Raw genomic sequence first — 13,086 nt, forward strand, 5'->3', positions numbered from 1 at the left:
CTGGATAAAACGACATTGAAGAAATTCTTAAGTAACACATTTTTTATATTAAGTTTTAAATTTTTTAGGCTTAATAACTTATAGGTTAAGTTATTAAGGGCGCATGGCGGATGCCTTGGCACTAGAAGCCGATGAAGGACGGCACTAACACCGATATGCTTCGGGGAGCTGTAAGTAAGCTTTGATCCGGAGATTTCCGAATGGGGGAACCCACTGTTCGTAATGGGACAGTATCTTGACGTGAATACATAGCGTCATGATGGCAGACTCAGGGAACTGAAACATCTAAGTACCTGAAGGAAGAGAAAGAAATTTCGATTCCCTTAGTAGCGGCGAGCGAAACGGGAAGAGCCCAAACCAAGAGGCTTGCCTCTTGGGGTTGTAGGACACTCAACACGGAGTTACAAAGGAATGAGTTAGACGAAGCGGTTTGGAAAGACCCACCAAAGAAGGTAACAGTCCTGTAGTCAAAAGTTCATTCTCTCCTGAGTGGATCCTGAGTACGGCGGAACACGTGAAATTCCGTCGGAATCTGGGAGGACCATCTCCCAAGGCTAAATACTCTCTAGTGACCGATAGTGAACCAGTACCGTGAGGGAAAGGTGAAAAGCACCCCGGAAGGGGAGTGAAAGAGATCCTGAAACCATGTGCCTACAAGTAGTTAGAGCCCGTTAATGGGTGATAGCGTGCCTTTTGTAGAATGAACCGGCGAGTTACGATTACATGCAAGGTTAAGTTGAAAAGACGGAGCCGTAGCGAAAGCGAGTCTGAATAGGGCGAATGAGTATGTGGTTGTAGACCCGAAACCAGGTGATCTACCCATGTCCAGGGTGAAGGTAAGGTAACACTTACTGGAGGCCCGAACCCACGCACGTTGAAAAGTGCGGGGATGAGGTGTGGGTAGCGGAGAAATTCCAATCGAACCTGGAGATAGCTGGTTCTCTCCGAAATAGCTTTAGGGCTAGCCTCGTGATAGAGAATCCTGGAGGTAGAGCACTGTTTGGACTAGGGGTCCATCCCGGATTACCGAATTCAGACAAACTCCGAATGCCAGTGATTTATGCACGGGAGTCAGACTGCGAGTGATAAGATCCGTAGTCAAAGGGAAACAGCCCAGACCACCAGCTAAGGTCCCAAAGTAATTGTTAAGTGGAAAAGGATGTGGCGTTGCTTAGACAACCAGGATGTTGGCTCAGAAGCAGCCATCATTTAAAGAGTGCGTAATAGCTCACTGGTCGAGTGACGCTGCGCCGAAAATGTATCGGGGCTAAACAATTCACCGAAGCTGTGGATAGACATCTACGATGTCTGTGGTAGGAGAGCGTTCTAAGTGCTGAGAAGTCAGACCGGAAGGACTGGTGGAGCGCTTAGAAGTGAGAATGCCGGTATGAGTAGCGAAAGATGGGTGAGAATCCCATCCACCGAATGACTAAGGTTTCCTGAGGAAGGCTCGTCCTCTCAGGGTTAGTCGGGACCTAAGCCGAGGCCGATAGGCGTAGGCGATGGATAACAGGTTGATATTCCTGTACCACCTCCCTACCATTTGAGTAATGGGGGGACACAGTAGGATAGGGTAAGCGCACTGTTGGTTATGTGCGTCTAAATAGTAAGGCGTGAGAGTAGGCAAATCCGCTCTCTATAACGTTGAGCTATGATGGCGAGCTCGTATGAGCGAAGTTCCTGATTTCACACTGTCAAGAAAAGCCTCTAGCGAGGTAGGAGGTGCCCGTACCGCAAACCGACACAGGTAGTCGAGGAGAGAATCCTAAGGTGAGCGAGAGAACTCTCGTTAAGGAACTCGGCAAAATGACCCCGTAACTTCGGGAGAAGGGGTGCTCTAGTAGGGTGCAAGCCCGAGAGAGCCGCAGTGAATAGGCCCAGGCGACTGTTTAGCAAAAACACAGGTCTCTGCAAAACCGTAAGGTGACGTATAGGGGCTGACGCCTGCCCGGTGCTGGAAGGTTAAGGGGATTGCTTAGCGTAAGCGAAGGTGAGAACCGAAGCCCCAGTAAACGGCGGCCGTAACTATAACGGTCCTAAGGTAGCGAAATTCCTTGTCGGGTAAGTTCCGACCCGCACGAAAGGCGTAACGATCTGGGCACTGTCTCAACGAGAGACTCGGTGAAATTATAGTACCTGTGAAGATGCAGGTTACCCGCGACAGGACGGAAAGACCCCGTGGAGCTTTACTGTAGCCTGATATTGAATTTTGGTACAGCTTGTACAGGATAGGTAGGAGCCAGAGAGACCGGAGCGCCAGCTTCGGTGGAGGCGTCCTTGGGATACTACCCCAGCTGTATTGAAATTCTAACCCGTACCCCTTAGCGGGGTAGGAGACAGTGTCAGGCGGACAGTTTGACTGGGGCGGTCGCCTCCTAAAGAGTAACGGAGGCGCCCAAAGGTTCCCTCAGAATGGTTGGAAATCATTCGTAGAGTGTAAAGGCACAAGGGAGCTTGACTGCGAGACCTACAAGTCGAGCAGGGTCGAAAGACGGGCTTAGTGATCCGGTGGTTCCGCATGGAAGGGCCATCGCTCAACGGATAAAAGCTACCCCGGGGATAACAGGCTTATCTCCCCCAAGAGTCCACATCGACGGGGAGGTTTGGCACCTCGATGTCGGCTCATCGCATCCTGGGGCTGTAGTCGGTCCCAAGGGTTGGGCTGTTCGCCCATTAAAGCGGTACGCGAGCTGGGTTCAGAACGTCGTGAGACAGTTCGGTCCCTATCCGTCGTGGGCGTAGGAAATTTGAGAGGAGCTGTCCTTAGTACGAGAGGACCGGGATGGACACACCGCTGGTGTACCAGTTGTTCTGCCAAGAGCATCGCTGGGTAGCTATGTGTGGACGGGATAAGTGCTGAAAGCATCTAAGCATGAAGCCCCCCTCAAGATGAGATTTCCCATTACGCAAGTAAGTAAGATCCCTTGAAGACGACAAGGTAGATAGGTTCGAGGTGGAAGTGTGGTGACACATGGAGCTGACGAATACTAATAGATCGAGGACTTAACCAAAAGTTGATTTAAGAACTTCAATGAATGTTTATCCAGTTTTGAGAGAACAATCTCAATAGTCTAGTAATGATGGCAAAGAGGTCACACCTGTTCCCATGCCGAACACAGAAGTTAAGCTCTTTAGCGCCAATGGTAGTTGGGGGCTGTCCCCCTGCGAGAGTAGGACGTTGCTAGGCACACTTAAAGCACAACTGATTATTCAGTTGTGCTTTTTTCATTTTTTTGAAGTTGCTTTTGTTATAATACATATAGAACAGATTGGAGGAGGGATTAAATGTTTATTCAAATTAAACCAAATACAGACGTCCCTATATATACTCAATTAACACAACAAATCTAGGAGGTTTAGCTATGATTGGTTTTTGGATAGCTATTGTTATGTTATGTTTTACAGGGCTAGTTCAAATATTTATTCCTTATACGTTAAAAAAGACAGTTGTATTTGGCGTTACGATTCCTGCTTCACATATTGAAGACAAATCAGTTATTCAAGTTAAAAAAATCTATAGTATAGCCGTAGCGAGTATTTGGCTCTTGTTTTTAGTTGCTTATAGCATTTGGTCGATTCTAGTAACTCATAGTGAAGACCTTCAAATCATTGTTGGTACAGCATTAATGTTCCTCTTAATGATTGTAAGTATGCTATTCTATGCATTTTTCCATCAAAAATTGCGAGTGGAAAAACAACAAAAACAATGGGGAGTCAATTTAACAGAAGTAAAGGTAGTAGATACATCATTACGTGGGCAAGATGAGATGCTACCGTTTTCTTATTTTATAAGTTTAGCTTTTGTTCCATTGGTACTAATCATTTACACGTACTATCAGTATGCTTTACTACCTGAACAAATTCCTACACATTGGGGCCCAAGTGGAGCACCTGATGCTTTCACGGAGAAGAATCGCTTTTCAGTAATTTCGTTACCACTTTTAATGTTCCTTATGCAAATTTTATTCGCTTCTTTAACTGAAGGAACAAAGCGTTCTGGTATGAAGATAAGTGCGATTCATCCTCAAAAATCAGCTTATAAACAATTGGAGAAAAGAAAATATACTAGTTGGTTTATGTTTTTGACAGCTTTTCTTATTACTGTCTTATTTACCTTTCTACAGCTAACAACTATTCATCATGGCATTGTAGGAGAAGGTATTATGCTGACTATATTTATAACATTTATAGTAGTGACTATTGTAGGTAGCATTATTTTTTCTGTAAAGGTTAGCAGTTTAGAGAAGGTTGGAAATGATTCAAGCTATCCAGATGGTATTACGGACGTAGATGATGATCGCTATTGGAAAGGCGGATTAATGTATTTTAATAAGGAAGATCCATCACTTTTCGTTGAAAAAAGATTTGGAATAGGTTGGACGATTAATTTTGCTAGACCAATGAGTTATTTAATAGTATTTGTGCCAATCATAATCATTCTATTAATAGCATTTTTAACATAGGTTCTGTTTTATGATATTGTTGATTTTTTTGAATTGATTATACTTGGCGAAAGGCAGAGACTCCTGCGAGAAAGCAAGCCAGATTAGACCTGGGGCGTAGCGAGGAAGCTCGTTGATTCGCCCGCGGAAAGCGTCCACCTGTAGATAAAATTTAAAATATCAACAATCGAGTTAAACAAAACTTCAATATAAAAAGAGCTGGTGGGTATAGCCTCACCAGCTCTTTCGCTATAATGGAAGAAAAAGACGGGGAATGGAGCGACCGCAGTGTCTAAAATTTTAATCGTAGATGATGATAAGAATATTTTAGATTTAGTACGTATTCATTTAACACAAGCAGGTTATCAAGTGTTGAAAGCTGAAAATGCTATTCAAGCACTAAGTATTTTAGAAACAGAGATACCTGATTTGGTAGTAGTAGACGTGATGATGCCAGGAATGAACGGCTATGAACTGACAAAACGTATACGTGAGAAATTAAATTTGCCTGTATTGTTATTAACAGCGAAAGGAGAATTAGAGGATAAGGAGAAGGGATTTATAGCTGGTTCGGATGATTATATGGTGAAGCCATTTGCACCAAAAGAGTTATTATTCCGTATTGCAGCAATCTTACGTCGATATGATAAACCAAGAGACGCTATACTTCGGGTAGGCACCGTTACCGTTAATCGAAAAAGTTTCGAAGTATCTTCTGGACAAAGTACCTTACTCATGCCACTAAAAGAGTTTGAGGTATTTGCATTACTTGCTTCCCGCCCAAATCAAGTCTTCGAAAGAGCAGAAATTATGGAAAAAGTTTGGGGCTTTGATTATGAAGGAGATGAGCAAACATTAAATACGCATATAAAACGAATTCGTGAACGACTAGTAAAAATTGCGACAGATGTAGAAATCGTAACAATACGAGGAATTGGCTATAAGTTAGAGGTACATAATCAATGAAATCTTTGTATAGTAAGTTTTTATTAGCGACAATTTTAATTATGATTTTCAGCTCTATCACAGGCTTTTTATTAACGAACACATACTATCATCAAGTGACAAAGCAAAAAAATGATGAAAAAAACGTAGCAATTGCACAGTCGATTATTAAACATATTAATGAAGTACCAGACCTCAATTTAGATCATTATTTAAAAACAATTGGCGATGTGGGATACCAAATTTATATTGTAGAAGACAATGAAAAGCATAAATTTTATGGCGGAAATTATCGTGTTAAGGATCTACCTGACTCTACTATTCAAAATGTGCTAGATGGTGAGATTTATCATGGTATGCGGGATTTCCCTAGAGAAACCTTTGTAACAGGATTCTTTGCGAATTATATGTCTAATACAGTCGGTGTTCCATTCCAATATCACCATCAACGCTATGCGATGTTTTTAAGACCGGACATTAAACTGTTATTTAATGAAGTGCACACAATTATGGGCGGATGGACTCTCTTTATGGGGATTATTAGTTTAGTAGCGATGTTGTTTTTTGCGAAGTTATTAATTAGACCTATTACAGAACTTACTGCAGCAACAAAACGTATTGCGAATGAACGATTCGATACACCACTGAAAATTGAGAGAAAGGATGAAATCGGACAACTGGCAACAAGTTTTAATACAATGATGGGCCAATTACAAGAAAATGATTTGATGCGTAAAGAATTTATAAGCAATGTTTCGCATGATTTTCAGTCACCGTTATTAAATATTCAAGGGTATGCAGGATTGCTAAAATCAGAGTATATAACTGATGAGGAGCGCCAAAATTACGCTACTATTATTCAAACTGAAACACATCGATTATCGACACTAACGAAGCAGCTATTATTATTAACCTCACTTGATCAATCAGCGCGTCAAATGGAGAGAAAGGCATACTCACTTGATCGGCAACTAAAAGCGACGATACAAAAGCATCGTTGGTGGTTGGAGGAAGAGGGTATTAATCTTTCAATGACTTTAGAGCCAACTACTTTTAATGGTGACGCTGGACTATTAGAAAAGGTTTGGGAGAATTTATTGACTAATGCAATTAAATATAATCGTCCAAACGGAGATATTCAAGTATTACTGACATCGTCTGAACATGAAGTGACTGTTCGTATACAGGATACAGGGATTGGCATGAGTGATGTGACTAAGAAACAGTTATTTGAACGCTTTTACCGTGCAGATGAATCGCGTACAAAAGATGGAACTGGACTTGGCTTATCTATTGTAGAGAAGGTTATTCATTTTCATGAAGGACATATTGAGGTGGAAAGTGAGCTTGGCGAGGGGACAACCTTTATCATTATAATTCCGAATTTGTAATATGGAGTTCATATAGAGTTCATATTGACAGTTTATATTTACATCATAGTATTAAAAGTCTGAAATCTATGGAGGTAAATTGTATGGAAAGAAAATGGGGAATACGTTTAATTCGTTTAGCTGCAATCTTTGGTTTAATCGGTGCAATGTTAGGTTCACACATGGCTGGCTCAGGTAGCTATCAATTCCGTCCAATTCATGCACATATTTTAGTCGTTGGATGGTTATCTGTTTTTGCATGGGGAATTTTCTATAGCGTATTTAAAATAAAGTCCGCTAAATTAGTGGCTGCTCATGGTTGGACAGCAATTATTGGCTCAATCGGATTAACTGTAGGCATGTGGCTAAACACATTAAAACCATTTGGTATTAACGATACATTTGCACTACTGTTTTATATTATTGGTGGTTCAATCCTGTTAATTAGTTTTGGGTTATTTATTATCTCAACCTTTATGATTGATTCTAGCTCTAATAGAAAGTAGTGATTGGTTTGAAACTCTTTAAAGAGAAACACTATGTTAATCTTACGTATTCGTGAAGAAAAAGAACATTTACCAATCAAAGACGCTGTACGTGAAGGGGTAGCTAAGATTGGTGGTGTGATTTCATCCGCTGGCTTAATCTTAGCTGCAACATTCGCCGTATTAATCACACAACCAGTAATGGAACTTCGTGCATTTGGTTTTACTGTAGCAATTGGTGTACTTGTAGATACATTTCTTGTACGTCCGATTGTTATCCCCGCACTCATTGTAATACTTGGCAAATGTAGCTTCTGGCCAAAAAAATTGAAACATGATTAATCATTAGAATTTAAAAGCCTAAATGGAAATAACAATTCCATTCAGGCTTATTTGTTAGAGAAAATTTCTAAATTTACTAGAGGTTTTCTTGAAATATTATTTTACAGTAAAAACTTTCACTTCATGAGCATGCAGGCCTTCATCATTTTCGACATGCAGTTTTAGTTGATATGCTCCTGCTTGTGTAAATGTATGTTTCCCTTCATATGTGCCATCAGAAGTTTCTTTTAATGTAATCCAAGTTGGTTTGCCACCTTTAAATTGTGGAAGAACTTGATAATGTACACTTGCATTTGATAATGCCTTGCCATCATGTTTTAGTGAGACGCTAAGATTGATTGCTTTGTCTTTAGCTACCGTATGCTTATGATTGTACATTACGGCTACATCTCCATGATGATGATCTTGCTCTGCAGTAGCAGATCCAGTAGTAGATTTATGATTATCATGTGTTGCATGTTCAGATGTTGTAGCATCTTTTGAAACAGTCATATCTGCATTTGGCATGACGTGACCGCCGTCTTTTGCAGCAACATGTGCAGTGACTTCATATTTACCTGCATCTTTTACATCATAAGAAGCAACATATGCATCATCTTGCAATTTAGCAGTTACCATTTTATCCGAATTTGTATCATTATTCTTTACTTCAAATGCGACATCTTTTGCATTTGTAACAGCTTTACCATTTTGTATTACATCAACTTTTAATTCAATTTTGTCGCCAACTTTAGCTGTTTCGGGAACAGTTAAAGCAGCTTTTAAAGGTGCTGCTTCTTTTTTCGTGTCATTTGCTGTATTTGTATTACTATTACATGCTGCAAGAGTTGTAGTTGTTGCTAATGCCATTAGTAACATTGCTATTTTTTTCATAAAAAAACTCCCTTCTATTTGCATAAATCATTGTAGCAAATAGAAAAAAGGAGTTTGCGAAATAAGTGTGAAGTCTCTTTATTTAGCTAATCTTTTTTGTAAAAGTGTTGGTAAAGTCATGCCAACTAATACTAAGATAATTCCACATACTTGGAGTATTGTTAGTTGTTCATGAAGTACTACTACAGAAGCAATAATTGCCACTGGTAGCTCCATTGCACTTAAAATAGATGCTAATCCTCCTCCGACTTTAGGAACGGAGATAGTAAATAGTAGGATTGGTAAAATTATTCCGAAGAAACCAAGGGCAAGTCCAAAGTAAAGTAGCTCTGTTCCAAATAACTTCCCGTTTACGATAATTTCTGGTGATTGGAATACTAAAACAATCAGCATTGCGAAGAATGCCATAATGGTCATACGGCCAATTCTTGAAATTCCTTCAACCGGTTTTGAGTTGAACTGCATAAAGCAAGCAAAACTTAACGCTGATGCCAAACCAAATGCCCATCCGCGCCAATCAAGACCACTCAAATCAACATCTAAAATTCCTGCGGCCAGAATTGTACCGATGATAAGGAATACGATAGAGATTAACTCGCTACGTGCTGGTCGACGACGGTGAATAATACAATCCAAAAATAAGCCTATCCATGTAAATTGGAATAGCATAACTACTGCAAGAGAAGCAGGTAGATAGTGAACAGCTTGTCCATATACAATTCCTGTGTTCCCAGTTAATAATCCAGAAAGCATAATTATTAAAAAGCCTTTACCAGTTAACTTTGGTAAAGAACGTTGAGTAATGATGAATAAGATGAATGCAAGTAAGAAACCAATAAAATATTGACTTGTAACCGCTTCCTTTGTTTCGAAGCCGTGATGCATTGCAACCTTGATAATAGTAGATAAAATACCATATGAGCTCGATCCGATAACGATGAGCAATGGATATATTAAATTTTTGTTCATATCGACACTCCTGTATAGAAAAATACTAAAGAAGAATTATACCACGAATAGCAATTTTGTAAGAATAAAACGCTTTATTGCGTTTTTTACTTCTACCATCATAGCAATTCAAATTATAATGAAAAAGGACATATGTCCAAAAGGGAGATTTTATATGAAAGTCATTGAGGATTCAGTTTTACTCCACGGAAAATTAACTGAATATAAGTTTCAGCAAATTTTTACTGATGTTGATGCACTGCCGTTTGTTCTTCAAAAGTACAAGGCAGGGGAGATTTTACTGCATGAAGGAATAGAATTACATTCACTGCTCTACCTAGTTGAAGGAAAAGTAAAGGCTACTTCAAGTGTAGAGACAGGGAAATCTCTATTATTACGTTTTAACCATCCACTTGCCATTATTGGTGATATAGAATTAGTGCGTCATGTGCCAGTACAATCCCAAATAACAGCAGTGACAGATTGCTTATGCATTGCATTATCCTTTGACTATATATACAACTTCGAGATGAATAATTCGTTGTTTTTAAAGGATCTTTTGAATCATTTAAGCTATAAGCTACAAACAAGTACAACCGCTTCTCGTGTCAATTTACTTGCATCGGTGGAAAATCGTTTTGCAAGCTATTTATTGTCAACAACAACGCCAGATAATGAGTTTGGCCTAGAGTTACAAACGACGAATATAGGGGAAATTGCTGATTTGCTTGGTACGACACATCGACATTTAAATCGAGTGATTCGTGATTTATGTGAACGAGGAGTTATCGAAAAAAGTCGACGAGCTATTCGTATATTAAATGAACAAGTGCTAGAGGAAATGTCGCAGGGGATTCGGTATGAATAAAATATGGTAATTTTCTATCTTTTGTATTAATATTAAACATATTATTAATAAAGGTAGGTAAAGATGAAAAAAATTATCGTAACAATTCTTACATTAGCTTGTCCAATTTTCTTAGTTTTAAGTAATCAATTTGTAGCATCAGCTGTAAGTGCTCCTTCTAAACCTTTGGTTACAGTGAAGGCCACAAGTACAACTAAGATTAGCATCTCTTATAAAAAGGTAACGGGAGCAACTTCTTATCAGATCTATCGTGCTAATTCAAAAAGTGGTAATTATAAACATATAGTTACAACGAAAAATACTTCCTATACCAATAGCAAATTAAAATCTTCTACAAAGTACTATTATAAAGTTCGTGCCATAAAAAAGGCAGGGAAGAAAACATACTATAGTAAATATTCAACAGTAAAATCTGCAAAAACATTTATACCATATGCCAAATATGCAGGTACATATAAAGTAGGTAAAGATATTGCCGCCGGAGAGTACATGATTTTCGGTAAGGATATATACTATGAAATATCAAAAGAACCATCAAAGCTCGAAGCAATTCTTACAAATGATTTTGTGTACAATCAAGCCTATGTTCGTTTATCAAACGGACAATATTTTAAGCTAGTTGACTATGGCACAGGTGCTTACTTTATCCCTTCTTCAAAAGTAAAACATACACTTTCCTCATCTGTTAAACAACCAGGTATGTATAAAATAGGTACAGATTTAAAGGCGGGTACTCATAAAATTTCATTTGGTAGCTACTATGAGGTAATCAACAACTCTTCAATTTTAAATCTCGAAGCAATCGCATATAATGGCGAAATTAATGGAACCGAGTATGTAAAGGTAAAAAATGGACAGTTTTTAAAAATTACACCGTCCTATTAAGAAATATTATGTAGAAAAGTTAAACTGCTCTAAAAAAATAGAGCAGTTTAATAAAAGAATTATATATGTTTAATGTTTAATCCACTATGGGATGACTTCTAGATTCAGCTAGAGTCATCCTTTTTATTTTTAATCTGGAGAACAAGAGATAAACAATTTTGGCTGTCTTTTGTTAAAATCCAGCGTATACAGCTAGAAGGAATTAAACTTCCTTCACCATATGATCAAATTCTTCACCAATAATCATCCAGGGTTCTGCGTAAGTGAAGCTCATTTTTTCGTATAAGTGACGAGCTCGTTCTTTTTGTTTTTCCACGCTTAAGGATACTTTGTGGTAGCCTTTTTCTTTAGCTATGATATCAGCATATTTTAATAAGGTTGTGCCAACGCCATGACCTCGGAAATGTGGCGCTGTGCAGATTGTATCGATATAAAATTCGTCCGGACGTGCTTCGACTTCAATAGTTTGAATTTCTGCGCCTTTAGAGACTAACCAATTTTCAAGGTTGCTATCTAATGTTGGTGCTTTGTCTCCGCCATATACAACCATAATGCCAGCGATTTCACCAGTGATTTCAGCGATATATGTGTTCTTATAAGAATGTCTATTATCTGAGCGTTTAAATAGTACTTCCAATTCATTTAAAATAGCTCGAGGTTCATCTTCACCAGTAAGTCGATTTGCAATTTCATCAATAGCATCTACGATTAAAGGTGCAACAAATGGTGCGTCTGCTAATTGAGCAGGTCTTACAGTAATGTCCATTTTTTATCAATCTCCTTCAGAAGATAGTATAACAGAGGACGTAAATATTTGCTTAGACTAGACATAATTTGAAGAATTTATCCAATTAGGAGTGTATTTTTTCGCATCTTATGATTTATTACCTAAATTATTTCGCAAGCTACTTTTGTGTTGTCAGACTTCATGGTACGATAGAAGGAAGATATGTGTGAAGGAGTTTGTAAATGTTAGAGTCCAAAAAAGAATTCGTTCTCGTCTATGGGGATGCATTTGTTGATTTTATAGCTAATGATACTACGAATACGTCGTTTACTAAGTTTTTGGGTGGAGCAACTGTCAATGTGGCTGCAGGTATCAGCCGAATAGGTGCTCCTTCTGCATTGATTACCGTAACAGGGGATGATGAAACATCTGAGTTCGTTCGTCACGAACTAGATCACGAAGGCGTCATCATGAATTATGCACAAATCATTCCTGAAAAGCGAGTAAGTGGAGTCCATGTTCATTTAACTGAAGGAAATGAACGTATTTTTACGAATTATATTGATGATACGCCGGATCTTCAAGTAGAGACAGAACATTTACAAGAAGAAGCTTTCAGACGTGCCTCTATCTTTAATCTTTGCTCTAATACCATGTTTCATCCTATTGCTTTAGAAACAACAAAGGCTGCAGTTGCTTTAGCAAAAAAACATTCTGCGCTTGTGGCAATGGATGCGAATATTCGTCCACTTCGCTGGGAAAGTGCTCAAATTTGTCATGATACCATTGCATCTTTCTTAAAAGATGCAGATTTATTGAAACTGGCAGATGAAGAACTGTTCTTCTTAACGCAAACAGATAATTTGGAAGATGGTATTCAAGCTCTGAAACAATTTGATATTCCATTAATCATGATAACTGTTGGTGCACATGGTGCATATGTTGTGTTTAATGATGAAATTAAACATGTTCCTTCTATTAAAATTGACTGTGTGGATACAACGGGTGCAGGCGATGCATTTATGGCAGGGGTTCTTCGTCAAGTTCATTTATATGGTATGCCTAAGACAATGGAAGAAGCTTATGACTATGTATACTTTGCGAATCATTTAGGAGCTTATACAGCAACAAAAGCAGGTGCTATTACAGCAATGCCACATTATGAAGAAATCAAAGAATTACTTCACGAAGAGGGATAAAG

The 13,086-nt window shown here is 38.8% G+C and carries 11 protein-coding genes and 2 rRNA genes; 10 read left to right on the forward strand and 3 right to left on the reverse strand.

What is annotated here, in order from left to right:
• Window positions 1–83: 83 nt before the first annotated feature.
• The 7 genes from Q8X41_RS13275 (at window position 84) to Q8X41_RS13305 (ending at window position 7,584) form a co-directional block, all read left to right on the forward strand.
• Window positions 84–3,011: ribosomal RNA gene (locus Q8X41_RS13275) — 23S ribosomal RNA — on the forward strand.
• A 59-nt stretch (window positions 3,012–3,070) separates the two neighbouring features.
• A 5S ribosomal RNA gene (gene rrf / locus Q8X41_RS13280) occupies window positions 3,071–3,187 on the forward strand.
• Between the two features lie 175 nt (window positions 3,188–3,362).
• A complete protein-coding gene (locus Q8X41_RS13285) occupies window positions 3,363–4,463 on the forward strand; it encodes a DUF1648 domain-containing protein (protein WP_397536768.1) in 1,101 nt (366 codons plus the stop codon).
• A 267-nt stretch (window positions 4,464–4,730) separates the two neighbouring features.
• The gene (locus Q8X41_RS13290) at window positions 4,731–5,408 is read left to right on the forward strand and encodes a response regulator transcription factor (RefSeq protein WP_397536769.1); all 678 of its coding nucleotides are present in this window, start codon (window positions 4,731–4,733) and stop codon (window positions 5,406–5,408) included.
• Window positions 5,405–6,778, forward strand: coding sequence for an ATP-binding protein (locus tag Q8X41_RS13295; protein ID WP_397536770.1), 1,374 nt, complete (start codon window positions 5,405–5,407; stop codon window positions 6,776–6,778). Before Q8X41_RS13290 ends, Q8X41_RS13295 begins: the two co-directional genes overlap by 4 nt.
• Window positions 6,779–6,861: 83 nt before the next feature.
• The gene (locus Q8X41_RS13300; RefSeq protein WP_397536771.1) at window positions 6,862–7,263 is read left to right on the forward strand and encodes a hypothetical protein; all 402 of its coding nucleotides are present in this window, start codon (window positions 6,862–6,864) and stop codon (window positions 7,261–7,263) included.
• A gap of 33 nt (window positions 7,264–7,296) precedes the next feature.
• Complete coding sequence (locus Q8X41_RS13305; protein WP_397536772.1) at window positions 7,297–7,584, forward strand: MMPL family transporter; 288 nt, start codon at window positions 7,297–7,299, stop codon at window positions 7,582–7,584.
• A 96-nt stretch (window positions 7,585–7,680) separates the two neighbouring features.
• Here the strand turns inward: Q8X41_RS13305 and Q8X41_RS13310 are convergent, their stop codons facing one another.
• The gene (locus Q8X41_RS13310) at window positions 7,681–8,457 is read right to left on the reverse strand and encodes a FixH family protein (protein WP_397536773.1); all 777 of its coding nucleotides are present in this window, start codon (window positions 8,455–8,457) and stop codon (window positions 7,681–7,683) included.
• 78 nt (window positions 8,458–8,535) lie between these two features.
• Window positions 8,536–9,426 (reverse strand): EamA family transporter, encoded by an 891-nt coding sequence (locus Q8X41_RS13315; RefSeq protein WP_397536774.1) that lies wholly within the window; start codon window positions 9,424–9,426, stop codon window positions 8,536–8,538.
• A gap of 154 nt (window positions 9,427–9,580) precedes the next feature.
• Between Q8X41_RS13315 and Q8X41_RS13320 the strand changes: the two genes are divergently transcribed.
• On the forward strand, window positions 9,581–10,273 hold the full coding sequence (locus tag Q8X41_RS13320) for a Crp/Fnr family transcriptional regulator (protein WP_397536775.1): 693 nt from the start codon (window positions 9,581–9,583) through the stop codon (window positions 10,271–10,273).
• Between the two features lie 63 nt (window positions 10,274–10,336).
• Entirely contained in the window at window positions 10,337–11,158 is an 822-nt protein-coding gene (locus Q8X41_RS13325) for a fibronectin type III domain-containing protein (protein ID WP_397536776.1), read from the forward strand.
• 202 nt (window positions 11,159–11,360) lie between these two features.
• On the opposite strand, the gene Q8X41_RS13330 is transcribed toward Q8X41_RS13325, so the two are convergent.
• Window positions 11,361–11,924 carry a GNAT family N-acetyltransferase gene (locus tag Q8X41_RS13330; protein WP_397536777.1) on the reverse strand — a complete coding sequence of 188 codons (564 nt, stop codon included), beginning with the start codon at window positions 11,922–11,924 and terminating at the stop codon, window positions 11,361–11,363.
• A gap of 203 nt (window positions 11,925–12,127) precedes the next feature.
• Here Q8X41_RS13330 and Q8X41_RS13335 point away from each other — a divergent pair, with 203 nt between their 5' ends.
• Window positions 12,128–13,084: a carbohydrate kinase family protein gene (locus tag Q8X41_RS13335; RefSeq protein WP_397536778.1), complete on the forward strand. Its 957-nt coding sequence runs from the start codon at window positions 12,128–12,130 to the stop codon at window positions 13,082–13,084.
• Window positions 13,085–13,086 lie beyond the last annotated feature (2 nt).

This window comes from Rummeliibacillus pycnus (assembly GCF_044359855.1).
Classification (GTDB): domain Bacteria; phylum Bacillota; class Bacilli; order Bacillales_A; family Planococcaceae; genus Rummeliibacillus; species Rummeliibacillus pycnus_A.